Source organism: Bradyrhizobium sp. LM2.9 (genome assembly GCF_054056555.1).
On sequence record NZ_JBSRYJ010000001.1, the window covers coordinates 231,878 to 256,113 of the forward strand.

Below are 24,236 nucleotides of genomic sequence, written 5' to 3' on the forward strand. Positions count from 1 at the left end.
GAAGGGACGCGCCAACTGGCGGGCTGAGAAGGCCATGGAGCTGCCACGGCCTTCCATTTGGAGAAGATCAGGACATCGTCGGCATCACAAACTCGGCGCCTGCCCGGATGCCGGTCGGCCAACGGGTCGTGATCGTTTTCAGCTTGGTATAGAAGCGAACGCCCTCGGGGCCATGCATGTGATGGTCGCCGAACATAGAGGCTTTCCATCCCCCGAACGAATGGAATGCCATCGGCACCGGGATCGGTACGTTGATGCCCACCATGCCGACCTGGATCTGATGCGCGAACTCGCGCGCTGCATCGCCGTCCCTGGTGAAGATTGCGGTGCCGTTGCCGAACTCGTGCTGGTTGATCATGTCGGCCGCATCGTCATAGGACTTGGCCCGAGCTACCACGAGCACCGGTCCGAAGATCTCTTCGCGATAGATTTTCATGTCCGTGGTCGCGCGATCAAACAGGCTGCCGCCGATGAAGTAGCCCTTCTCGTAGCCCTGGCGATGGAAATCGCGCCCGTCCACAATCAGCTTCGCGCCTTCGTCAACGCCGGCGTCAATATAGCCTCGGACCTTGTCGAGGTGTTGCTTCGTCACCAGCGGGCCCATCTCGGCCTCGGGGTCGGTACCGGGACCAATGTTAAAGCGCGCGGACCTTGGGCGCCAGCTTTTCGATCAGACGGTCGGCGGTCGTGTCTCCGATCGGGACGGCTACCGAAATTGCCATGCAGCGCTCGCCGGCAGAGCCGTAAGCCGCGCCCATGAGAGCGTCGACCGCCTGGTCCATGTCGGCGTCAGGCATCACGATCATGTGGTTCTTGGCGCCGCCCAGTGCCTGGCAGCGCTTCCCGTGGCTGGTCGCCTGTATCGCGCAATCGGCGTCGAGCCGACGAAGCTGACCGCGACGATATCCGGATCGGTTAGAATGGCGTCCACCGCCTCCTTGTCGCCATGCACGACGTTGAACACGCCGTCGGGCAGCCCGGCCTCCTTCAGCCACTGCGCAAGCACGAGCGAGGCCGAGGGATCGCGCTCTGACGGCTTAAGGATAAACGTATTGCCGCAGGCCAGCGCAACCGGGAACATCCACATCGGGACCATCGCCGGGAAATTGAAAGGCGTGATGCCAGCGACCACCCCGAGCGGTTGACGCAGCGAGTGGCTGTCGACACGGGTACCGACATTCTCGCTGATCTCTCCCTTGAGCAGTTGCGGCGCGCCGGTCGCGAACTCCACCACCTCCATGCCGCGTTGGATCTCGCCCGTGGCATCGGAAAGCACCTTGCCGTGTTCGGCGGTGATCACTTGGGCAAGTTCAGCGATTCGGTCCTCCATGATCCGCAGGAAACGGTTGAGAATACGAGCACGGCGCAGTGGCGGTGTGTTCGCCCAGGCCGGGAAGGCCTTGCGGGCCGCCGCGGCGGCGGACCGCACGTCTTGCGTCGTAGCAAGTCCGAGCGTTGCCGATTGCTCGCCGGTCGCGGGATTGTAAACCGGCGCGGTGCGAGCGCCCCGGCTCGGCACCAACTCGCCATTGATGAAGTTCAGAATAGTCACGGGCATTGGCTGCTCTCCCTAACATGACGCTTGATCGAGCTAGATATGCAGCGCATAAAAATGCGGCATCAACCGCCGAATTCGCGGGCTCCGTTGTGCGGAAAGTGTAGCAATGGATTGGGAGCGCGTTCGTATATTCCTGGAGGTAGCGCGTGCTGGCCAGATTCTGAGGCCTCGAAAAGCCTACGGCTGAATCATGCAACGGTCGCCCGGCAACTGACCGCGCTGGAGAGTTCCTTGAATGCCAAACTGCTCGAACGACACACTACCGGCTGCACGCTGACGCCGGCGGGCGAGGCACTTGTCGCGGCTGCCGAGCGCGCAGAGAGCGAGTTCCTCAAAGTGGGATCGAGCATTGGAGGTGCCGCCGAGGCCCTCACCGGAACGGTGCGCGTAGGGGCGCCGGACGGACTTGGCAACTACTTCCTGGCCGATCGGCTGGGCGCGCTGGCCGCGAAGCACCCGGGCCTTGTCATTCAACTCGTGCCGCTTCCGCGCACATTCTCGCTGTCAAGGCGCGAGGCTGACGTTGCGATCACGCTGGACCGGCCCAAGCAGGGCAAGCTGATCCTGTCCAAACTCACTGACTACACGCTCAGTGTCTATGCTGCTGATGCCTATCTGGCGCGCGAGGGTCTCATCAAAACGCAAGCCGATCTTGCCGGCCGCCTGTTCGTCACCCAGGTCGAGGATTTCGTCTACAGCAGGGCATTGGACTACGCCTCGGTGCTCGGCCGGCTCATGTCGCGACGCTATGAATGCGCAGCGTCGTTGCGCAGATGGAGGCCGTTCGTGGTGGACACGGCGTCGGAATCCTTCATGATTATGTGGCCCACCGCTATCCCGAATTGCGGCGTCTCCTTCCCGACATCCGCTTCGTGCGGAATTACTGGCTGACGTCACATCCTGATACGCACGAAACGCGGCGCATTGCAGAAGTGCATCGCTTCATCGTTGCATCAGTGAAGGCGGCGAGGTTGTCTTTCGAGGCTGCTTGAGCGCCACTGCCGGTTGCACGGGCGGGGCTGTCTGGTTCGTTCCCGCTCCGGCGCATTCCATGAACGCCCGCGCGGAGTACACGAATGCGTCCTTGCGATGAACAACAACCGTGGTGGCCCTGCCGGTCCGTTCGGCAGCGAATGCAGGTGAAGCGACGACGCGCGGCACCAACGACAGCCCGACCGAAGCCGCCACGCAACCGATGATTCCGTCGAGCGTTCCCATTCCATCCAGCGCAGGCTGAAACCAAGATGCGCAAGATATTCCGACAGGCGTCGGGCAGCCTCTGCGGCATCTCCGACGAAGTCGTCACCGCCCCGCCTCGATCAAGACGGTCGTGAGCAACGTTGGAGAATATGTGACGCCGGCAGCCCGCGGCCATTGACGAGCAACGCGCGGCGACGACGAGCTATCGACCAGCGGGCAGCGACGTCGCTGCTGCGTTCGCGGAGCGCCTTCTCTCAGTTCCCTGTTGATCTGTCCGGTTATCGAGAGACATGCGAGCGCAGGCTTGGCCAGGAGGCAAGGAACTTGCTCAAGACGCTTGATCGCGCGCGCCCAAGTCAATCACGTTTCGACGAACTTGACACGGTTTGAACGTCACACCACAGAGGCAAGCGAAGCCACTAAAGCTCATGCTGGCGATGCTCGGGCGGAGAGCGCTGCCCGCGCAACGAGGGTGCCCGGCACACGGCGGGGCTGTGTCCGTTGCCGATCGGTCTGAAAGTTCTTCTATCCTATCGAGGGATACTCGCTAAGGACTCCCATCGCTGACACCTTGCGCGCGCCCGAATCGATGGTGCTCGAGGAGACATACGAGATTTGCAATTGCTCGCCGGGGCATGACTTTGGGATCGAGCTCCGAAAATGCGATAAGCAGGCTGAGGCGCACAAATGCTGCTACCTCGCAGACAACGAGACTGGTCGTAGAAGAGTATGCCAGCGCGCGGTAGCAGATTGAAATACGCAACTATTGCGTTTGATGTCCGCTCGCTTGATCCTGTCGCGATCGAAGGCCGCTGGTGTCGGCCGGGGAGAGGTCATGACAGCCGCTTTGGTCATCGCGCGAGTTGCACGCATTGTAAGGCTCACCAGCAGAGTCTTGGCCAACTACAATAGACGATGTGCCCCGGCCGACCGCCGCTCGACTCATTCGTCAGTGGTCCGGCGGGCTCGCGCTTGGGCAAGTGTTGGACCTTTTCGAGCGCGCGGCTTGCTTCACCTGATCCGCTAATCTCGACCGGCAGCCTCGCCGCGTCCTCGGATGCCGTTCGCTGTCTGCGCGACACCGCAAGAAGCAGCGAGATCGCGTAGCCGAGCCAACACACCCCTTGAACTGCGCATGCCTTTCCGCGCCTGGAGAATTCATGTCTGCTGCAATCCGAACGCTCATCTCGGGCTTAATCTTCACGGCGCGGGCGGACACGCCGCAGCATGGCGTTGGCCGAGCACCAATCCGAGCGCTTTCTTTGACATCGAGCATTATCTTCGCGCAGCGAAGGTGGCCGAGCGCGGCTTGCTCGACGCGGTATTTCTTGCAGATACCCCGGCAATATCTTGGGATATTACCCGCCGACCGCCACTCAACGGGCTTGAACCTACGCTTGTTCTCACCGTAATCGCACGTGAGACGAAGCACATCGGACTGATTGCAACCGCATCGACGACGTACAATGAGCCGTACAACCTGGCGCGTCGTTTCCAATCACTTGATGTCATCAGCGGCGGCCGCGCCGCCTGGAATGCTGTCACGACCTCCAGCCCCGCGACGGTCGGCAATTTCGGTGGGCGCGAGCTCGGCCGCGAGGAGCGCTACAAGCGCGCCGAAGACTTCGTCGAAACCGTCCGTGGACTATGGCTGAGCTGGGGGGATGGAATAATCATCGGCGATCAGGCATCTGGAATCTACGCCAATCCCCAGTTTCGACTGCTCGACCCGAACAGCAATATCTTTAGTGTCCGCGGTCCGCTCACGCACCCCGGTTCGCGACAAGTACATCCGATCATCGTTCAAGCAGGAGGCTCGGACGATGGATTGCGCCTCGCTGCGCGCAGCGCCGATCTGGTGTTCGCTGCTGCCGGCGACCTGGAGACGGCGCTGCGCGAGGCCGGACGCCTGCGTGCGCTGTCGCACCAATTCGGCCGGCGGACAGCGCCGATCATCCTGCCGGGCCTGGTCACCTTCGTTGGCGGCACGGAAGAGGAAGCATATCGCCGCAAGAGAGCGATCGACGAGTTACTCGATCTGCCCGGCGCGCTCGTCGCTTTGGCGCGAGGCATCAATGTGGCGCCCGAAAAGCTCAGCCTGGACAAACCCATTCCCGAAGAGCTGCTGCCCGATCCGAATGACGTCCCATTTTCGGTCGGACATCACCGCACCATCGAAAGCTTGGCGCGCCAAGGCCGGACAGTTGGTGAGATCATAAGCAGCGTTCAAGGCTTCGGCCATCGCGTGATCGCGGGCGCTCCGGAACAGATCGCCGATTCGATCGAGGCATGGTTCCGCGCGGGCGCGGTTGATGGCTTCAACATCATCCCAGATGTGTTGGAGGATGGTGCGCCCGCCTTCATCGATCATGTCGTTCCAATGCTGCAGCGCCGCGGACTGTTTCGCACCGAGTATCGGGAAGAAACCTTGCGTGACCGTTTTGGGCTTGCGCTCCCAGCGGGCGTTGCGTCGCAAGAGCGGGCGACGGCCTGATCAGCCGACGGGCTCGCGGTTTCACTATCAATAGCTTGGAGTTCGATATGTCTCTGTCCGACACACAATCATCTGCGTTTCTCACGGGCCAGCCACACGCTTACAGAAAGCAAAAGGCAACAGCCATTGCAATAGCGCTCTCCACGCTCTCGCAGATCGCCTGTGCGTCCAGCACTTTTGCTCAGGACGGTTCGAGCGACAGTACGAGGCGCGGCGGCATTATTCGATATGGCCACTTTCAGGAGCCGCCTTGCTTGTTCGGAGGATGGGTCCAGCAATGGTATCTACAGCGGCAATATAGCGACAATCTAGTCGCCCGGACCAAGGACGGGGAGATTGTGCCATGGCTGGCCACATCATGGACCATCTCCGACGACAAGAAGGTCTACACGTTTGAGATTAAGCCAAACGTGAAATTCACCGACGGGACACCGCTCGATGCACAGGCAGTCGCCGACAACATCAATGGCTGGCTCAGCAACAATCCGGACCTCCGCAATCCGACGGCCGCTCCTTACCTCAGCGACAACTTTGAATCGGCAGCGGCAATCGCGCCCGCGACACTTCGACTAACGCTAAAGGCGCCGTTCCAGCCGTTGCTCAATGTTCTCGCCCAGTCGTCCCAGGGCATTCTGTCGCCAACCGCGCTCAAGCGTGGACTTGCGGTGAACTGCGAGAACCCGGTCGGATCGGGTCCATTCATCGTCCAGAAGTGGAATCGGGGAAAAGAGGTTATATTCCGCCGCAATCCCGACTACAACTCGGCGCCGGCAACTGCCAAGCACCAGGGACCGGCTTACGTTGACGGGATCCAGTGGAAGTTCTTCCCTGATCAGACCGTTCGGTATGGCTCTCTGCTAACCGGGGAATCTGATGCAGCTTACGACGTTCCAGCCGTCGCTTGGAAAGATGCCAACTCGCGCTTCACTGTCTTGCGGCACATTACGGGTGGCACGCCCCTGCGCTTGGCGTTGTATACGGCTCGCTCACCTTTTGACGATCTGCTCGTTCGCCAGGCGTTTGCCTATGCCGCCGATCGAAGAGCAGCGGTCGAGTCCTCGTTCCTGGGCTCCCTGCCGTTTGAAGGCAATGCTGCGCTAAGCCAAAGCTCGCCCGAATATATCACCGAGCTTGCCCCGTCATACACGTAAGACGTCGGGAAAGCCAATCAGCTCCTGGATCGGGCAGGTTGGACCGAGCGTGACAGCAGGGGTTTTCGCCTCAAGGATGGCAAGCCGCTCGTCGTGCGCATCTCCTATTCGAGCTCATTCCTAAAGCCCGATGGTGAGCAGGCCTTGCAGGTGATCCAACAGCAGGCAAAGTCTGCCGGTTTCGACGTGCGGCTTCAGCCAACGAACCAGGCCGATTTCTTCGCCGGGAAAAACCTCGGTCCGAACGATTACGAGGTCGTCCTTCTCTACTGGGTTGCTCCCGGCGCTGAAATCTTCCGCATCTCCTGGAAGCCTGACCTTAATGGTGAGCTCAATCGCTTCAATCCCTCACGCTACCAGGACCTGGCACTGTGGGACATTATTCAGAAGGCCGAAAAACACTTCGACAATGCCGAGCGAACCGCGCTCTATCAGGAAGCAGAGCGCAAGATCGTCGCTGACGCTCCTGTCGTGGGCTTCGCCGTCCTGGACGTCACTCTAGCTGTGCAAGCACATCTAAAAGATATTTGGCTCGACCGCGGCTCCGTCGGCGAGCCGGTCTTCCATGATAGCTATTTCGACAAGAAATCCGCGCTGTGAAAGTCGCAGCCCGCAGACAGGCCGTGTGGCTCGCACATGGCATCCTGTCCGCCGCAGCGACCGTATGGGCTGCGGCAACATTCACCTTCCTTGTCCAATGTCTGCTGCCAGGTGACCGCGCCCAGATCATCCTCAACGTCGTCAGCGGCAATGTAGGGGCGGCCCCTCGACAAGAGCTTGCGGCGATCAACGCACAATATGGCTTCGACCAGCCGATTTTCTTGCAGTACGCGAAATACATCTCCGGGATCTTGCAGGGGGACCTTGGCCAATCCTACCACCAGCATCGGCCAGTGGCAGCCATCATTGCCGAACAGATTGGGCCAACCGTCCTCCTTGCGGTCGCCGCGCTCGTAACCGCGTGGGTGATCACTATTCTGACCACAGTTTTTGCAGCCGGCAGAGATAACTTCTGGGCGAAGCTGCTGAGCGGGATGCAGGTTCTGTTGGCGACCGTGCCGCCTTATGGCTAGCTACCATCCTGCTCGTTGTCTTTGCCGTACAGCTTCGCATCTTTCCTGTGGTGGGAGGAAATTCGGCGATCGGCCTCATTCTTCCGACCCTGGCGCTGGCGTTGGAACTGTCTGGGCTCTTCGGGCAAGTCGTTACGAGCGAGTTCACGCGTTTGCTCGAGTTGCCCTTTGTAACTTCGGCGCGAACGCGAGGCATGGGCGATCTCGGCGTCCGGTTTCGTCACGTCCTGCGCCATGCAGCTTTGCCAGCAATCACCTTGTCAGGCTGGGCGTTCGGTAAGCTTCTGTCCGGTGCCGTTTTAATTGAGGCCGTCTTTGCCCGACAGGGACTTGGCGGCGTCCTGGTGGCCGCTACATCCACACGCGACGTTCCCGTCGTCTCCGGCGTCATTCTGGTCTCCGCTGGCCTGTTTGTCATTGTCAGCGCGTTCGTCGATTTCGCCTACAGTATCGTTGACCCAAGGATCAAATTGGCATGACTTGCTCTGCCGCGCTGCCACACGTCGTCAAATCCCGCTATTGGAAGGAAGCACTTTCAACGGCACAAGCAATTCCTTTGCGGGTTTGCCTGGCCATAACCATCGTTACGTTCTTTCTCACAGCGGCGGCCGCGCCAAGGCTGCTACAGACTCATGATCCGCTGGCGATTGACCTGGCGTCCTCACTACAGGCCCCGTCGCTCAGCCACTGGCTGGGCACTGATCAGTCCGGTCGCGATTTATACTCCCGCATTGTTGAAGGGGCAGGGCAGTCCCTGGCCATCGGTCTTGGCGCGACCGCGTTGAGCGTGTCGATTGCGCTCGTTCTGGGGTTTGCCGCCGGTCTTTGCGGCGGAGCCATCGATAATGTTTTCAGCCGTTTGCTCGACGCGCTCTTCGCGCTTCCGGTGCTTTTCCTTGCGCTTCTGTTCGTGGCCGTTTTCGGCACGACTGTGCTGACGTTGGTCATCGCGGTCGGGATCGGGACGGCGCCGGGTTATGCCCGGATGATCAGGGGGCAGGTGCTGTCTGTTAAGGGCGCAGGATATGTGGAGGCAGCCAAGGCGCTTGGACATCCGTATTGGCGTATCGTGCGACGGCACATCCTCCCCAATGCCATGAACCCGTTGACCGCGATGATCACGCTTGGCGTCGGCCAGGCCATCATCTGGGCGTCGGGTGTTGCGTTTCTGGGACTCGGTGTTCCCCCTCCAGCCCCTGAATGGGGCGCGCTCCTGAATGCTGGGCGCAACTACGTGATCTATGCGTGGTGGCTCGAGATCATGCCGGGTCTGGCAGTGGTGATCTTTGCTCTCAGCGTGACGGTGATCGGACGTTATCTGCAGAACCGCCTCGAAGGAAAGGGCTGACATGTTGCATGTTCTTCCCCCCCAGCTTCCTCAGCCAAGTCTTCTCAACGTAGATTCGTTGCGCGTGTCGTTCGGACGCGACAATCCAGACGGCACGGCCGTGCGTGGCGTATCGTTCTCGCTTCGACCGGGGCGTTGCCTCGCGATCGTCGGCGAATCCGGCTCGGGCAAGAGCGTAACCGCGCGCGCTCTCGTCGGGCTTGCGGGCCATGGGGCACATGTTCATGCGCACGAGATGAACTTCACAGGCACAGACCTGACTGACCTCAATGAACGTTCATGGCGGCTCATCCGGGGCAAGAAGATCGGCTTCGTGCTGCAGGACGTCCTTCTCTCGCTCGATCCACTCCGTCAGGTCGGCAGGGAAATCGGCGAGGGCCTCCTTCTCCATCGTGCTGTCCACTCCCGTGAGGAACTCAAACGCCGCGTGGTTGAGCTGCTCGAACTCGTTGGGGTTCCTGAGCCTGAGATCAACGCCTGGCAGCTGCCGCATCAATTGTCCGGTGGCCAACGCCAGCGAGCCCTCATTGCGTCGGCGCTCGCACTCGATCCAGACCTCTTGATCGCCGATGAGCCAACCACCGCGCTCGACGTGACCGTGCAGGCACAGGTGCTGGCGCTGCTCGAGGAAACCAAGGTACGGGGCAAGGCTCTGATCCTGATCAGCCATGACCTGGCGGTGGTCTCGCGCATGGCGGATGATGTTCTGGTCATGCGCGAAGGCGAGGTCGTCGAGCGTGGACCAGCTGCGCAGATCTTCGGCGACCCGCAACACGATTACACCTCGCAGCTCCTGAACGCGGTACCCTCGGGACGTCCCCGCGGCTCCCGTTTGTCGTCCACGGCGATTGCACGGCTACCCAAGTCTCTGAGCCCGCTGCAACAACAACCCTCGCCTAAATCCACTGCAATCATCCTCAGTGCGACCAATCTTGTGAAGCGATTCAACGGCCCTGATGGCGTCCCGCGGACAGTGGTTGATGGTGTGTCCTTCGAGCTTCGGTCAGGCGAAACGCTGGGCCTTGTGGGGGAATCAGGATCAGGTAAATCCACCACAGCCCGCCTGGCGATGGCTCTGGATACTCCCGACGAGGGAGCCGTTCTGTTCCAGGGAGAGGCGTGGAGCGAAATCGCCGAACGAAAGCGTAGGGCGCGACGCCGCTCGATCTCCGTGATCTATCAAGATCCGCTCAGCTCGTTTGATCCACGCTGGACCGTCGGCCGCATCATATCTGACAGCCTCCTTGATGTGGACACCGGGTCGGAGCGTCGCCTGCGCGTTATTGAGCTGCTCGAGTCGGTGGGCCTATCGCCAGCATTCCTGGATCGCCGGCCGCTTGAGCTCTCGGGCGGCCAGCGCCAACGCGTCGCGATCGCGCGTGCGATCGCGCCAAAGCCAGCCGTCATCGTCTGCGATGAACCGGTTTCCGCTCTGGATGTCTCGATCCAGGCGCAGGTGCTCGATCTACTCGGCGATCTCAAGGCGCAGCTCGGTATGAGCTATCTCTTCATCTCGCACGATCTCGGCGTTATCCGCCATCTCAGCGACCGGGTCATGGTCATGCGCCATGGACGCGTCGTCGAGAGTGGCGACACGGATGAGGTTTTCCTCAATCCGCGAGCGGACTATACCAAGCGTCTGATTGCTGCCGTACCGCGCCTCGTCCGACCTGTCGTAACCGATCGCTCATCGAGCCTCGTCAGCGGAGAAGTCGCATGAAATGCGCCAGGACTTTCGATTTCGCAAGCCAAGAAGGCGCATAGGGCTAGCGTGCATTGAGGACCAATGCTGCCCGCCGACACCATGTCCCGCCAATCCCATCGGAGCTACTGCTACCTCTTGCCCGCAAACGGACGGAGGACGCGCCTCAACTCAATGGACCACACAGATCCTGATAGGTTGCTGCTGCTTGTAAGGACAGCTCCAAAACGACTCGGCCAGGCGTGGTCGCGCCGGTCCATTGAAGGCGCGCATGCGGTAACTCCAAGCCGCGCAAGCTAGAGTCTGTACTCATAACCCTTGCTGATTGGCGCGAAGCCGGATTCAAAGGCTCATGCACTTCCCGCCCCGCGCATTCGGCACACTCTTGCCGACAGGGCGACGCCACTTGCAATCCCGGTTTGGAATTTCGGACAAGCGCGCAGGCTCAACCTGAGCGCCCTCTGGCATTGCGCCGTTCACACCTGCTTATCCGACCAGAATTCTACACACTCGCATATCTGCTCTGCTCGGCGCATGTCGATCGGCCGTGTCAGGACGGGGCATGGTGTTCGTGTTATCCGAGTGACACCTCGGCAATGGGACAGGTGGAGATGGAACAGAAACTACGCGCGGCTGTCGAGCGAACGATTCACGCCTACGTTGCCGATACCTATGGCCTAACGGGCAGGGTCTCGACAGTTGTGAAAGGTGCGAATTGGACGTTCGTGGTTCGTGACGGCGCCCAAGATCGGGCTTTCGTTCGTCTGTATCGAACGTGGGGCCGCTCCGCTGCCGACGTGGCCAGCGAAATGGCCGTGCTCCGAGCCCTTCAAAGTACGCCTGCGCTTGACGCTTCTCGGCCCCTCATCGACCATGAGGGAAGGTCGTTCTCCACATTCGAATTGCCTGACCGCACCAAGCGCCTTCTTGGCGTCTTCGCGCCGGCTGCGGGGCGGGAACTCGCGGCTACACCGGCCGACTGGTATCGCGCCGGCGTTGCCCTGTCCGATTTGCACCGCCAGACCAGGCTCACGAAACTGGCGCCGAGCAGGGAACTTCTGAGCGAGGCGAGAGACAAGGAGACGCTCGCGATGATCGCCGAGAGGTCTCCAAGGCTTGCCGACGACATCAGCAAATCACTAAATCTGCTCCTGGGCGCCGGTGCAAGCCAGTCGATTGGCCCGACAGGGCTTTGTCATGGCGATGTCAGGCCGATGAACATGCGGGTTCAGGACGAGCGCGTCACATTCTTCGATTTCGATGATTGTGGCCGCGGCCCTCAATGGCTCGACGTGGCGGCCATGGTGCTTTGGCTAGAACTCACGGCCGATGGCCATGTTGGCGCACAGTGGAAGGCCTTCCTGACCGGATATGGCTTGGACGAAAGTGAGTCCTTTGTCTATTTTGTGTGCCGGATGGTGGCTGGACACCAGCTGCGCATACTGCGATTCTTGTTTGACTATTGCGAGCTCGACGGGGCGCTGTGGGCTGATGTTCTGACCCAGGCCAAGACGACCGTGAGCAAGGCAGCCCACCGCCAGCTTCGCGCATTTGTCTCCTGATGCGAGGATCTATTCGTGATTGCCCGCAGCACTCGCGGATACTCAGGCGTAAACTGTGACCGCACCGGCGGGCAGGTTTTCCGAGATCGTTTTGCAGTGAGCCAAGCGAGAGAGATGCACGGGTTCCATTCGCAAGTAATGCAGCGACGTTGCTTCATTGGCTTTTCTTCCATCTCCTTCTTCATCGTCGGCGCCGGGATTGTCATGCCAGCGTGGGTTGCGTTCGATGTGGGCGGATCGAACCTAGTGGGCCTGGTTCTGCTGGCCTCCAGTCTTGCCGGTTTTGCCCTGGCGCCGCTTAGCGGACATCTCGTCGACCGTCACAATCGCCTCAGGGTCACCGCATCGGGACAACTCGTCAGAGCTGTAGGCTTGCTAATGTTGGCTCCGGTACAAGTTTTGCCCGATGCACTCTCGCGTCCTATCCTCCTTCTATCCGCAGTTCTCGGAGCTTTCGGCTACGCGCTTCTAGCAGGCGCGACGAGCGGCATCCTGCAGTCGCTGATTCCCGAGACCGAGCGCATGCGCTTTAACCTGCGATTGTCGTTCTTCAATCAGGGGGGGATGGCTTTGGGCACAGGTGCGGCCGGCTACGCCATCGCTCACGTCGGCAGCGCGACGACCGCCGCCCTGTTTGCCTTCGTGGCGATCTCCGTTCTGCCCCTGTTGAGGAATCTGACCGCGGATCCTAGCGGCACACACCTAGCGAAACGCCTCAATCTGTTTTCGGCTTCTCGTGAAGCGATCAACTATCTTGTGAACGAGCCACAAAGCTGCGGATTCCGATGATCTCGCCCGGGTGTACCGATTTGATCTCGCCCAGGATTCCGAGATGATCTCGCCCACCCTTCCGATTTGATGTCGCTCGGGGCGCGAGGCGTTCTGGCTGTCTGGTTTCTGGCATCGCGAAGCCGCGTGGTCAATCTTGAATCGCGGCTCGAAGGACTTGTTTTTTGCTACTCCTGCTGTGGGCATGTGGGCAACGCCCTTCGCGTTGTCCAAGCGCAGCGGCATGTCCACAGGGCCACGGGCTCAGGCCTTTCGGCCGGGCTTACGGGTTCGCCGCAGGCTCTCGCCGTTGAGATCGATCCGGTGGGCGTTATGGACCAGGCGGTCGAGAACGGCGTCGGCGTAGGTGGGGTCGCCGATCAGCGCGTGCCATTGATCGACGGGAAGCTGGCTGGTGACGATGGTGGAGCGGTGGCCGTAGCGGTCCTCGAGGATCTCCAGGAGGTCGTGGCGGGCCGCGGCGTCGAGCGGCTCGAGGCCCCAGTCGTCGAGGATGAGGAGATCGACGCGGCCGAGCGCGCGCAGCAGGCGGGGGTGGCGGCCGTCACCGCGCGCCAAGGCCAGATCGCTGAACAGTCGCGGGACGCGCTGATAGAGCACGGAGCGATTGTCGCGGCAGGCCTTGTTGCCGAGCGCTGAGGCGAGCCAGCTCTTGCCGACGCCGGAGGGCCCGCAGATCAGCAGGTTGGCGTGGTCATCGATCCAGCGGCCTTCGACCAGCATCGTCAGCAGGCTGCGGTCGAGGCCGCGTGGAGTGCGGTAGTCGATGTCTTCGACGCAGGCCTCCTGGCGCAGCTTGGCGTATTGCAGCCGCTTCGACAGCCGCTTGTCGCGTCGCAATGACGCTTCGCGTTCGAGCAGGAGCGCGAGCCATTCGGCGTGGCCGAGGCTTGCGGCGTCGCCGCCGGCTTCGATGTCGGCGAAGGCCTTGGCCATGCCGTGAAGGCCGAGCGCGTGGAGCTGATCGAGGGTCGGATGGGTAAGCAAGATGAGATCTCCTAATTGTAGTAGCGCGGCCCGCGGATGTTGGGATGAAGGATCGGCGCGTCGTCCGCGGAGCGCTTGGGTGAAGGACGCCGATCGAGATTGTTGGCGAGGATCGATTTGACCGAGCCGTAGGTGCGCGCGCCGATATCGATCGCCCGCATGGCGGCGGCATCGAGCCGCTCGTGCCCGTAGGATCGGGCGAGCCGGATGATGCCGAGACAGGCGCGGAAGCCCTGTTCCGGATGCGCGCGCTCGTCGAGGATCAGGTCGCACAGCGCCGCGGTCGCCGGCCCGATCGAGGCTGCGTCCCTACGGATGCGCTCGATGGTCCAGCCGGCGTAGCGCCGATGACTGGATGCCATGTGCTCCGGCACGGTCGTGTGCTTGTGGTTGCCGCTCATGCGCTGATGCGCGGCGATCCGCTCACCCTTGTGGAATATCTCGACGGTGCGGGCCGTGAAGCGCACCTCGACCTCGGCGCGGACGAAGCGATGCGGAACGCTGTAATAATGCGCCTCGATCTCGACGTGATAATCGATGCTGACCCGGCAGATCCGCCACTCAGCGAACACGTAAGGGCTCTCCGGCAAGGCCTGGAGTGCCGGCCGGTCGATCTCCTCCAGCAGCTTGCGGCGAGTGACGCCGAGCCGCCGGATCGGCCGCTCCTCGTTGAGCCGGGTCAGCAACTCGGCGATCGCCGCGTTGACCTCGGCAAGGCTGTAGAACGTGCGGTGGCGCAGCCGCCCGAGCAGCCAGCGCTCAACCATGAGGACCGCCTGCTCGACCTTGGCCTTGTCCCGTGGCCGTCGCGGCCTGGCCGGCAGAATGGCGGTGCCGTAATGCGCCGCCATGTCGGCATAGCTGCGGTTGATCTGCGGATCGTAGAGGCAGGCCTTGATCACGGCGACCTTGGTGTTGTCCGGCACCAGCAGCGCCGGCACGCCGCCGATCGCCTCGAAGGCACCGACGTGGCCGCTGATCCAATCGGCGAGGCCCTGCGTCCAGGTCGCCTGCGCGTAGGTGAAGCTCGATGCGCCGAGCACTGCGACGAAGATCTGCGCGGCGCGCCGCTCGCCGGTCAGCCGGTCGATCACCACCGGCACGCCGTCGCCGGCATAGTCGACGAACAGCTTGTCGCCGGCCGCATGCGACTGGCGCATCGTCACCGACAGGCGGCCTTCCCAGGCCCGATAGAGCTCGCAGAACCGCGAATAGCGATACCCGCCGGGTTCGCCCGCGATGTACTCCTCCCACACAATCGACAGCGTCCACGTGCTTGCGCTTGAGCTCGCGATGCACCGCCGCCCAGTCCGGCTCGGCCTGCCGCCGATGGCCCCGCCGGGTGCCCGGACCGGCTCCGGCGCTGGCGAACAGCCGGGCCTCCAGCACCGTGTCGGTGACGTCGTCTGGCAACGGCCAGGTCAGCCCCGCCGCCTCGAACCGGCGGATCGTCAACCGCACCGTCGAAGGGGCCGTGCCGACCCGCCGCGCAATCTCGCGGGTCGGCATCCCGGCCGACTTCAATCTGATCACCTCGCGCACATGGCGCATCGCAAACCTCTCCGTCGGCATCCAGGTCCCCCTTCGCAAAGCCGAAAGGCGGGACCGTAGCGGAGCCAGAAGAGGCCTCGTCACCCCGGGCGACATCATCCCGGAATGGTGGGCGAGATCATCTCGGAACGGCGGGCGACATCAAATCGGAACGGTGGGCGAGATCATTCCGGAATGGTGGGCGACATCGAGCGGAATCAGCAACAAAGCCTATCCGCGTCGGTATCAGTGGGCCTGGTATTTGCCGTAATTCAGATCACAAATCTGTTGTTACCTGGATTCGTCAGTCATTCGCTCGGCGGAGGTAGTCGCCTCTTCGGTACACTCGAGATGACGGCTGCGATTGCGGGCATGGCCGCTCTAGCCGCTGCGGGGATCCCAGCGGTGGCCAGAAGAATGGCTCGTATGACGACGCCCCTTGTGGCCGGCGCGGCGGGCTCGTTGCTCATCCTGGGCTTTGCGACCGACCCGCTTGTCGCAATTGTGCTCTATGCGGCGGCTGGGATGCTGTGGAACCTGTCGCGGGCGGCGGCGAACGGAGATCTCTTAACCGTGGTCGATTCGGCGCTAATCGGACGCGTTCAGGCCTTTACTAGTCTTTTAACCGGAGCGGTTGGTGCGCTGATCTTCCTGCTTCCCACTTTGCTTCCGAATACGACGGAAGCTCAGCTCTACATGGCATGCGGCGTGATGATCTTAGTCGCGACCGCGCTCCTCGCTCTCTGGACTCGCCGCGGCAGACCCGCTCGCACCTGACAGGTCAGCATCGACGATGGGCGATGCCGCCGAGTTCTGGGGCCGAAGGGCGACATCGTGGACGCTCGCGGACGATATCCCCCGGCATACTATTGTCTATTGCTGATTTTTCTCCGCTTGCTCAACGCCGCCAATACTGCCGCCGACGCCAGTTCTCCCGCGCCCGTCGCGGTCTTGTTTCACGCCAACATCCGCCCCCGCAGCCCTGATGAGTTTTCTGAGCTCTTGAGCCGTATTAGCGACCTTCCATCCTTGACGGTCGGACATCTGGCGCACCTCCTCATCGGTGGCGGAAAGGATTTCCACGCTCAGCGATTCGAACAGTCGCTCCAGATCGAGACTCGGGTGCCAGCGTGTCATCACTTGTTCCAGTACTGGTGTTGGCGCAGCAACGTGCGCCTCATCCGTCGTCGTGTCGTGTCGTAATCGAGCTCGGACATCTCATGGATCTTGCAAATCTCTCTAGCCGCCAGACCATCAGCCATGCCTGCCATGATTTTCAGCGCCAGTGGATCACCCTCAAACAGCCGATAGATGTTGGCCAGCGTCTGTGCGGCAACCAAGATCCGCTCCGGATCGGGCACCTCGTCGGCATCTCCACCGGGCCCGCTCCGCTGGTCCTCGTTATCGCGGCTCACGAACAGCCTTTGCTCAAGCCGCGCACGACGCCAATGGTCGTTGCAGATGCTGCGCATCACGCCCGACAGGAAGCCCAGGATGGGCACGCCGGGCGGCCAGGGGCGCGAGCCGTCGAGGGTGCGTGCAATCGCCTCGTGGAGGATGTCGCTCCAGGAGAGCCCTCCCGGGAGGTCGCGGCTCCACAATCGTGCAAGAGCTTTGAGCCGCACGAGATCGATATCGGACAGCGCATCTATCGCAGATGCGACATCAGTCGCATGGGCGACCGCGTTGGCAGGATGGGGAGTAATAGTCAATGGTTCGATGTTCACACTGCTATGCGCTCCAGCTAGCCCAGTGCGGACAGCCGAAGAAAAACATTTCTGACGTGTCTGCCCGACCGGAGTTCAGACGCATCGTCTGTATCGAAACAGGAGAGCCTTCATGGACGACACGTTGGCAGCGGCGCGCCGTTGGTATGCAGAAGACCTGCGATACAAAGTCCCGGTCCTGCGTAACCCGAAGCTGATCGAGGCTTTTGCCACCGTTCGGCGCGAGCAATTCGTAGGTCCCGGACCGTGGAGCATCATCTCCGACCCATACAGCGACCCATTTCTGACCCCTGATGACGACCCGCGCTGGCTCTACCATGACGTTCTCGTGACGATCGATGCGAGTCGTAACCTCAACAATGGAATGCCCAGCTTCTGGGCCCGCAATTTTGACCATCTTAACATCGCCCGCGGCGAGCAGGTACTTCAGGTCGGTGCCGGCACCGGATACTATTCGGCGGTGCTGGCCGAGATTGTCGGACCCGCTGGTCGTGTGACGGCGATCGAAACCGACCCAGAGTTGGCGTCGCGGGCCCGAGTAAACCTCGAGAGCTGGCCCCAGGTCGATGTCGTCTCGGGCGACGGCCGGACGGTAGATGTCGGCGAGCTTGATATCGCCATCGTGTTCGCTGGAGCCACTCACCCATCCCGTGTCTGGCTTGATCGCCTTGTCGAAGGTGGCCGGCTTCTGATGCCTATGACCGACGAAACCTGGAAAGGCTTTCTTCTCCATGTGGTACGGCGTCGAGACCACTTCGAGGCCTCTTCCATTGGTGCCGTCTCCATCTATCCTTGCACGGGTGGACGCGATGCGGACGCTGCAAGACGTCTACATGACACGATCGACGGGTTGCCGCTTCGCAACCTTCCAATTCGCGCGTTGCACGTAGGTGAGCCGAGATCTAGCGACTCAGAGAATGTGTGGTTTAAGGGCCCGGGCTTCTGGTTGGGGCGTGATCCTCCAGACTAAGACGGTCAGCACTGATCGAGCGCATACGGCTTCAGCCAAGCTTGAAGATCGGCGGCTCGGACGAGAGCGCGCGGGCGGTCGCGCATTTTTACACGTCGGCGTTTGCTCCACGAGTAAGGTCGTGATGCAGGATCACTTCTTTGATAATGAATGATAGGAACTTCTCGGCGAACTCTGGGTCAAGGCTAGCTGCCTGTGCGAGCGTACGTAGTCTTTCTATCTGGCGTTCCTCACGAGCTGGATCTGCCGAAGGCAATTGAAGTCGCGCTTTTAGTTCTCCGACCTGCCGAGTGCACCTGAAACGTTCCGCGAGAATGTGGATAAGGGCCGCATCGAGATTGTCGATGCTGCTCCGCAGTTCGTTCAATTCGGACGGAGGTTCCAAGTTCGCGTCTCCTTTCTATGCAACCATACTTTCCAGCTTGACAACAGGTCTCTGCCTGAAACATTTTCAGGCTTTCCGAGTCACTGGGCCCTGACAGCCCGGTCTGATTGAACGAATTCGATCAATCTCAGTACGCCACCTCGGCATTGAAAGCATTTCTGACTCTGAGCGCAGTAAATCAGTATTGACCCATGTGGCCATCGAGGCCGGCGGGTGCTGGATAGCCAGGTGGCCAACAATCTCAAGAATACGTTACTGCACTTTCAGTGCTCGGCATAATAACCGCATCCGCGGCGCCTAGCCTGCTGCCAGGCGCCGCGGTGCGGGCCAGCGCATTTTTACTTTCGAAGAGATTGAGTAGATGGGCGCGGTGAAGGATCGTCGAGCGTGCCAAGTGGTGGATGCCGTTGCTCTATGAGGTCTGGTCATAGGGTCGTATGCCTAGTCGAACCCGCGGAATGCCGGAGTGGCAGCTTCTGCAGCTGCAACTTCACTCATAAAGGCAACAGCCAGTCCGAAGCCGATGAGGCCAATCAGGATCGACCCTACAGCAAGGGATGTGACCCCGCTAGTTTCAACGAGGATACCGCCGAGAAAGGCCCCGCTGGCTATTCCTGCAAAGGTGGTCGAGCTGTTCATTGCCAAAACTAGCTTCGACCTCTCCCCGGCTAGATCGAGAAGCCGGTGCTGGATCGGAACGAGATACATGTAACTCGCGTTGCCCCAAAGAAATGCGATGAGCACGGTTAAGGCACCATGATGCCCGAACCCTACCAGAGCTACGAGAACGATTAGTTGTGCGCCGATCACCGCAATGAGAACTTTGTAGGGGCCGAAGCGATCAGTTAGAAAGCCGCACGCTGCGTTTCCTGTCACAGCTCCGAAACCGTACGCAAAGAGCGCGCCTGAGAGCAGCGGCACGCCTGTAAGCAGAGAACCGGTGATAATGACGCTCACATAGGAGTAAACAACGAACTCGGAAATGACCACGAATAGGGTAACCGAAAGAACACCGTAGATAGCCTTGGGGAAGTCTTTCGAAGCCGGGCCATTTCCGCGCTCCGGCGCCTTTGCAGAGACACCGGACATCATAGGGGCAAAGATCAGCAATGCCAGGAGCCCCGCAACTGCCACGAAACCGAATGCGAAACGCCAGCCGATGGCATCAGCGATCCAGCTGGTCGCCGGAACACCCGCGACTTGTGAAACGGTCATACCACCGAAGATAAGGGACAACGCCGACCCTTTGCGACCGGGCGGCAGGAGCTCGGTTGCCAATGCGGTGGCCGCCGGGGTGAACATGGCTGCGCCGTAGGCTGAAATGACGCGAGCTGCAGCCAGGGTTGCAAAGTTCGGAGCGATCGCACAGATCACGTTGCCGATGATGAAGATTGAAACGGATAGGATCTGGACATTGCGGCGGCTTGCGGCCCGGAACATCCAGGCATTCAGCGGCGCAAAAACCGCGTAGGAGAGTGCGTAGATTGAGATTATCCATCCCGCCGCACCGGTTGAAATGTTGAGGTCACGAGAAATCACTTCTAGTGCCCCGATGATGACAAACGTATCTAAGCCAATAGCGAACGCAGCGATCATCAGAGCGGCAAGGATTAGCTTTGTTCGTTTATCAGGAGGAGATAAGCTCATGATTCTGGCCATTCAGTTCATCGCGAGGTGTTCAACGCCGTCATGCAACTCAGGATAAGGGCCGGCCGATGGTCGTGCCTGAATACCCGGGGACGACGGCCAAGCTGCCACGGCCCCAGCACCTCTCCACATCCTGTGTGATCTCAAGCTCGGCGGGATATTCGAGCACCAATCTGCGTAAGCCCCGCATCATACAAGCCTTCCAGAAGTTTTTTCGCTACAACCGGCGCTGTTGTTTCGAAAAGCGGCTTATTTGATGCTTTTGCGTCGATCTACCCCACCCCGGCGAGCTCGGCGAGTATGACGTCTCGCAGCTTGGCCCCTTCGAAGTGGAGATATTTCACGCTGGCATGACGCGTACATCTTCTCGCCCGGCCGGGCGTGCAAATGCGGAGCGTCAGGATGCAGCGATTCGGTGCACGCGACCCGCTACAGATCACGATTTGGCTCATCCCGCTGCAATTTTGCGGGAATGCTGCGGCCACAATCTGAGATAAGTTTTGGTGGATGGTTGCGAAGGAATCACCAATGAGCAGCACAAAAGTTGATGGCGAAACGGTATTGCGCGCGGCTTGCACTGGCGATGCCCAGGCGCTCTATGACGTGACGGCACAATCGGTTCAAGAACTGGCAATCACCCATTACAAGCCCGAGCAACTGGAGGGGTGGATGGGAGAACGTACTGCCAAATATTACGAGGATGTCATCGCTGCGGGCACCACGATCATAGCCGAGCAGAACGGCGAGGTATTGGGGTTCGTCGACTCAGTTCCTGGCGAGGTGACCCGCCTTTTCGTTTTGCCGAAGGCAGCAGGCCGCGGAATTGGTGAGCGATTGCTCAAAGCTGGTCTTGAAGCCGCGGCAAAGGAACACCCAGGACCAATCAAAATCGAGTCAACCTTGAACGCGCAACGGTTCTATGAACGTCATGGCTTCAGGGCCATCCAGAAGGGCTACTTCTCTCATGGGCTTGGCGGAGATCCGATCGAGATTGTCCTCATGGAAATGGCACGATAGAGCAGAGTGCAGAGCACTTGGTCCTCAGATATCATCTCTATCTGCAGGCCGGCGCGATTTCGAAACATCATGATCGAGCCTTCCTCCTAAGCCGCACGACGTGCCGCCATGAACAACCTAGACCATCGTCTCACCTCTTCCGATCGCACGTACGAAGCTCATTTCGACCGCTCGAACCATCGGTGCCTTCGGTGCCTTCGCCATTGGTTCGAACACATTTGTCATCATCGAAGCAGTCGATGTCAGCTTGCCCACTATGCTGCGCCTTAGACCCCAATTCGCTCTTCGGACCGGCCACCCTGCCACAGCGGAGCTAGTTTTTAATCAGTCGCCGCCGCGTAGCCTCGAGTTCGGCGATTTGCGAGGACGCGCGGTATGGAGGCGACCGGCGCAAGCATTCACGCGGGCCTCTGATGCAGGCCGATCTCCAGGACATCCCGCCAAGCGCAAACTGCGGACTCGTGCGCTGGAACTTGCGACCTCATAACATCGCTCACGCCGCACAAGCGCGCTCAGCTCAAAATGACGTACCAGGGGCCGTCACAGGACCCGTACACAGAAGCTGGGGCAGGAGATCCCGATCTTCAGGAGGCCGCGTCGCGGCGAATTCCGCCCTTCGTTGTCCGATGATCGCCGCGCTGGGCATTCAAGACCCTGCCTCGCAATCCGTTTTTGCGGGAGCGACTTCGCTGGAATGCGCGGCGACTCGGGATTGGTCATTTATGGCTGTTTGCGCTGACTCGGGCTGAATTCCAAAGCATAAGCTTTCGCCTCAATGCGCCGCTTGCTATGATATCACCGGAATGATGACGGAGTGCGCTATGGAGCCTCAGTGGCTGACGTATGGGAAGCGATTGCAAGCTATTGCGTCTAGTGGGCTCCATTTTGCGCGAGATCAATTTGATCGAGAACGTTACGAGGAGATTGCCTCCATAGCCAATGAAATGCTCGCCGACTTGGGAAGTGTTCCCATCGAGAGGATAGAAGGGCTCCCATCTCTGATTTCGCGAAGGGCTATGCGACACCGAAAGTCGATGTGCGCGGAGCGATCGTAGAAGAGAACAAGGTCCTTCTGGTCCGTGAGAAGAGCGATGGTCTTTGGGCCTTGCCTGGCGGCTTTGCAGACGTTGGCCTTTCTGCTGCCCAAAATATCGCAAAGGAGTTGTACGAAGAGGCCGGATTGAAAGTGTCTGTTCGTCGCCTCTACGGGGTCCGACACAAGGCCGGCGCTTCCTATTCGCCTGATGTCCGGGATTTCTACAAAGTTTTCTTTCTTTGCGATAGGCTCTCAGGCGGTGAGGCCCGGCCCAGATTGGAGACGAGCGAGGCGATCTTTTTCCCGAAAGATCGGCTACCTCCGCTGTCGCGAGGTAGAACTATCGAGAGTGACGTTGAAGCAGCCTTCGCATTCGCAACTGACGCGAACAAACCTGCCTTCTTCGATTGAGAGCTCGATCCATTCTCTTGGTCCGCACTCTTTCGTCCGTCAACAACGATGTTGCCGAATGAAGAGCTCCGCATGACAGAGAGAATCATTCGGGCGCCATCAACCACGGCGCCTTGCGCGTGCTTTTGAAAGTCGGTCGCTGGTCGCTATCTTCACTTCTAGTGAACGTCGCGACCGAGCCCTTCGGCACTCATTCGGTGGTGTAGTGCGGACGCGCACAACGCTCAATGGGTTTCGGGTGCGTCATCGCAGCTCAACGTAGCTGACATTGGTCAAGCAGCTTCATTAGCGATCACGTCGACCAACAAAAGTAAGGGCGCTGAAATTCGACTGCATTGGTGACCGCCTCTATGCCACGCTCAAATGCGTTCGCCTCGCTCGCGAGCAATCATAATTGCGCATTCGATACGACCCAAACGTGTGGCCTCTTGACCTTTGCAGGAGCCCGCTCTACCCAGCTGAACTAGGTGTGCATCTCTTTTCGCAGCCTACCTGTCTTCGAAGTTCAAGTGTTGGAAAACCTTCAACTCAGCGAGTTTTCAAAGAACAGCCCTCGCTACCGGCGTACGTGGCGCTAACGGCTCCCTTACTGTTCATCTGCTTACGAGGTACTTACACGAAGAGCCTTCCGGCTGGAGCAGCTTGCGGACAGTCTCTCAAAGCACAGAAATTTCAGCTCCGTCGAATCGAAATGCCCTTTGACGCCCACACTCGGAGAACGATCACGTTACGCGGCGCTGCTTATCTAGCCCACCGGAGACGTTCGCTGCGGCCATCTATCAACGGGCACAGGAAGCCGTCTCGTGCGCTCTCGGAACGCAGTGCCGATAGGGGTCCCAGTCGAACGCCGATTGACAGGTTCGTCGGCAGATGCGGCTTTCTTTGAACCCACTGCTTGTCGTTGAGCCAGAACAGTCCTTTGCGCATCGAAGCCCCCGTCCGAATCACTGTTGGGCACGGGAATCAGAATGGGCAAATTAGGTACAGACCCTAGCTAGGCCGGTGAACCGTCTCGGGTTTGCCGGAGGCTCCAACTCCTGAGAGGACGGAGCCATGACGAGCAAGACGACGAACAAGTTTTCACCCGAGGTCCGGACCCGAGCGGTTCGGATGGTTTTGGATCACGCCGGCGAGCACCCGTCGCGCTGGGCGGCAGTGAGGACAATCGCGGCCAAGATCGGCTGCACGTCGCAGACTGTGCCGCCGAAGCAATTGAAACGATCGCCGCCGCCGCGCCTCAGCTTGAACGCGTCGCTGACGCCCTGGAGACGATCACTGCTTTGCTTGCGAGCTGCATCGGGGTTGGCTCAGCTCGGTGCTACGCCGACGGCGAGCGGTTTAGCAAAGAAGTGCCGACGAACTATCTGCGCACCGGCAACGGCGCCAAGCCGTTTACGTGAGACGCGGACAACGCGGAGAGCGGCAATGACTGATCGCGACGTAGTTAAAGCACTGAACGCACTCGCAGAAACGCCCAATCAAGCAGCGGTGAAGCTAGACGCGATTAGCCGCAGCGTTGTCGCGAGCGGGCTCTTGCCGCACGTTGCACCGGGCTCGCCAGTCGCGCGCATGGTAGAGCAGGGTGAGCGGTACGCCGCAATGCTGCCGCAACCCGCTGAGCGCACGAAGTGGACACCGCCGAAAGTATA

General features: G+C 60.3%; 18 protein-coding genes and 5 pseudogenes. 15 read left to right on the forward strand and 8 right to left on the reverse strand.

Annotation, left to right across the window (positions count from 1 at the left end):
• Positions 1 to 67: 67 nt before the first annotated feature.
• Positions 68 to 1,558, reverse strand: a pseudogene (locus tag ACVWW3_RS01035) (CoA-acylating methylmalonate-semialdehyde dehydrogenase).
• 106 nt (positions 1,559 to 1,664) lie between these two features.
• Here ACVWW3_RS01035 and ACVWW3_RS01040 point away from each other — a divergent pair.
• A pseudogene (locus ACVWW3_RS01040) lies at positions 1,665 to 2,550 on the forward strand (LysR family transcriptional regulator).
• Here the strand turns inward: ACVWW3_RS01040 and ACVWW3_RS01045 are convergent.
• Positions 2,501 to 2,776, reverse strand: coding sequence for a hypothetical protein (locus ACVWW3_RS01045; protein ID WP_456647563.1), 276 nt, complete (start codon positions 2,774 to 2,776; stop codon positions 2,501 to 2,503). The pseudogene ACVWW3_RS01040 and the gene ACVWW3_RS01045 overlap by 50 nt on opposite strands.
• Positions 2,777 to 3,893: 1,117 nt before the next feature.
• On the opposite strand from ACVWW3_RS01045, the gene ACVWW3_RS01050 reads away from it, so the two are divergent.
• From ACVWW3_RS01050 to ACVWW3_RS01085, 8 genes and pseudogenes are all read left to right on the forward strand, one after another.
• Entirely contained in the window at positions 3,894 to 5,252 is a 1,359-nt protein-coding gene (locus ACVWW3_RS01050; protein ID WP_456647498.1) for an NtaA/DmoA family FMN-dependent monooxygenase, read from the forward strand.
• A 47-nt stretch (positions 5,253 to 5,299) separates the two neighbouring features.
• A pseudogene (locus ACVWW3_RS01055) lies at positions 5,300 to 7,003 on the forward strand (ABC transporter substrate-binding protein).
• Positions 7,000 to 7,476, forward strand: a complete 477-nt coding sequence (locus ACVWW3_RS01060) for a hypothetical protein (RefSeq protein ID WP_456647499.1) — start codon at positions 7,000 to 7,002, stop codon at positions 7,474 to 7,476. Before ACVWW3_RS01055 ends, ACVWW3_RS01060 begins: the two are co-directional and overlap by 4 nt.
• Before the next feature lie 50 nt (positions 7,477 to 7,526).
• On the forward strand, positions 7,527 to 7,955 hold the full coding sequence (locus tag ACVWW3_RS01065; protein WP_456647556.1) for an ABC transporter permease subunit: 429 nt from the start codon (positions 7,527 to 7,529) through the stop codon (positions 7,953 to 7,955).
• Positions 7,952 to 8,824 (forward strand): ABC transporter permease, encoded by an 873-nt coding sequence (locus ACVWW3_RS01070; RefSeq protein WP_456647500.1) that lies wholly within the window; start codon positions 7,952 to 7,954, stop codon positions 8,822 to 8,824. The genes ACVWW3_RS01065 and ACVWW3_RS01070 overlap by 4 nt, the downstream gene beginning before the upstream one ends.
• A gap of 1 nt (position 8,825) precedes the next feature.
• Positions 8,826 to 10,544, forward strand: a complete 1,719-nt coding sequence (locus ACVWW3_RS01075) for a dipeptide ABC transporter ATP-binding protein (protein ID WP_456647501.1) — start codon at positions 8,826 to 8,828, stop codon at positions 10,542 to 10,544.
• Between the two features lie 593 nt (positions 10,545 to 11,137).
• Positions 11,138 to 12,088 carry a phosphotransferase gene (locus tag ACVWW3_RS01080; RefSeq protein ID WP_456647502.1) on the forward strand — a complete coding sequence of 317 codons (951 nt, stop codon included), beginning with the start codon at positions 11,138 to 11,140 and terminating at the stop codon, positions 12,086 to 12,088.
• A gap of 15 nt (positions 12,089 to 12,103) precedes the next feature.
• The gene (locus ACVWW3_RS01085) at positions 12,104 to 12,877 is read left to right on the forward strand and encodes an MFS transporter (RefSeq protein ID WP_456647503.1); all 774 of its coding nucleotides are present in this window, start codon (positions 12,104 to 12,106) and stop codon (positions 12,875 to 12,877) included.
• 243 nt (positions 12,878 to 13,120) lie between these two features.
• On the opposite strand, the gene istB is transcribed toward ACVWW3_RS01085, so the two are convergent.
• Both istB and istA read right to left on the reverse strand, forming a co-directional pair.
• Positions 13,121 to 13,864, reverse strand: coding sequence for an IS21-like element helper ATPase IstB (gene istB, locus ACVWW3_RS01090; protein WP_334518610.1), 744 nt, complete (start codon positions 13,862 to 13,864; stop codon positions 13,121 to 13,123).
• Between the two features lie 11 nt (positions 13,865 to 13,875).
• Positions 13,876 to 15,415: pseudogene (gene istA / locus ACVWW3_RS01095) on the reverse strand (IS21 family transposase).
• Positions 15,416 to 15,589: 174 nt separating this feature from the next.
• Between istA and ACVWW3_RS01100 the strand changes: the two are divergent.
• Positions 15,590 to 16,171 (forward strand): hypothetical protein, encoded by a 582-nt coding sequence (locus ACVWW3_RS01100; RefSeq protein ID WP_456647504.1) that lies wholly within the window; start codon positions 15,590 to 15,592, stop codon positions 16,169 to 16,171.
• A 96-nt stretch (positions 16,172 to 16,267) separates the two neighbouring features.
• Here ACVWW3_RS01100 and ACVWW3_RS01105 read toward each other — a convergent pair whose 3' ends face one another.
• Both ACVWW3_RS01105 and ACVWW3_RS01110 read right to left on the reverse strand, forming a co-directional pair.
• Positions 16,268 to 16,531, reverse strand: a complete 264-nt coding sequence (locus tag ACVWW3_RS01105) for a hypothetical protein (protein ID WP_456647505.1) — start codon at positions 16,529 to 16,531, stop codon at positions 16,268 to 16,270.
• Entirely contained in the window at positions 16,531 to 17,121 is a 591-nt protein-coding gene (locus ACVWW3_RS01110; RefSeq protein WP_456647506.1) for a hypothetical protein, read from the reverse strand. Before ACVWW3_RS01110 ends, ACVWW3_RS01105 begins: the two co-directional genes overlap by 1 nt.
• A gap of 112 nt (positions 17,122 to 17,233) precedes the next feature.
• Here ACVWW3_RS01110 and ACVWW3_RS01115 point away from each other — a divergent pair, with 112 nt between their 5' ends.
• A complete protein-coding gene (locus tag ACVWW3_RS01115) occupies positions 17,234 to 18,091 on the forward strand; it encodes a protein-L-isoaspartate O-methyltransferase family protein (RefSeq protein WP_456647507.1) in 858 nt (285 codons plus the stop codon).
• Positions 18,092 to 18,179: 88 nt separating this feature from the next.
• Here the strand turns inward: ACVWW3_RS01115 and ACVWW3_RS01120 are convergent, their stop codons facing one another.
• Both ACVWW3_RS01120 and ACVWW3_RS01125 read right to left on the reverse strand, forming a co-directional pair.
• Positions 18,180 to 18,476, reverse strand: coding sequence for a chorismate mutase (locus tag ACVWW3_RS01120; protein WP_456647508.1), 297 nt, complete (start codon positions 18,474 to 18,476; stop codon positions 18,180 to 18,182).
• A 441-nt stretch (positions 18,477 to 18,917) separates the two neighbouring features.
• Positions 18,918 to 20,135 (reverse strand): MFS transporter, encoded by a 1,218-nt coding sequence (locus ACVWW3_RS01125; protein ID WP_456647509.1) that lies wholly within the window; start codon positions 20,133 to 20,135, stop codon positions 18,918 to 18,920.
• 516 nt (positions 20,136 to 20,651) lie between these two features.
• Between ACVWW3_RS01125 and ACVWW3_RS01130 the strand changes: the two genes are divergently transcribed.
• The 4 genes and pseudogenes from ACVWW3_RS01130 to ACVWW3_RS01145 form a co-directional block, all read left to right on the forward strand.
• Positions 20,652 to 21,140, forward strand: a complete 489-nt coding sequence (locus ACVWW3_RS01130; protein ID WP_247396684.1) for a GNAT family N-acetyltransferase — start codon at positions 20,652 to 20,654, stop codon at positions 21,138 to 21,140.
• Positions 21,141 to 21,961: 821 nt separating this feature from the next.
• Positions 21,962 to 22,195: an NUDIX hydrolase N-terminal domain-containing protein gene (locus ACVWW3_RS01135; RefSeq protein ID WP_456671813.1), complete on the forward strand. Its 234-nt coding sequence runs from the start codon at positions 21,962 to 21,964 to the stop codon at positions 22,193 to 22,195.
• The gene (locus tag ACVWW3_RS01140; RefSeq protein WP_456671814.1) at positions 22,177 to 22,587 is read left to right on the forward strand and encodes an NUDIX domain-containing protein; all 411 of its coding nucleotides are present in this window, start codon (positions 22,177 to 22,179) and stop codon (positions 22,585 to 22,587) included. The genes ACVWW3_RS01135 and ACVWW3_RS01140 overlap by 19 nt, the downstream gene beginning before the upstream one ends.
• A gap of 1,053 nt (positions 22,588 to 23,640) precedes the next feature.
• Positions 23,641 to 23,787, forward strand: a pseudogene (locus ACVWW3_RS01145) (IS3 family transposase); the annotation flags it as partial.
• Positions 23,788 to 24,236 lie beyond the last annotated feature (449 nt).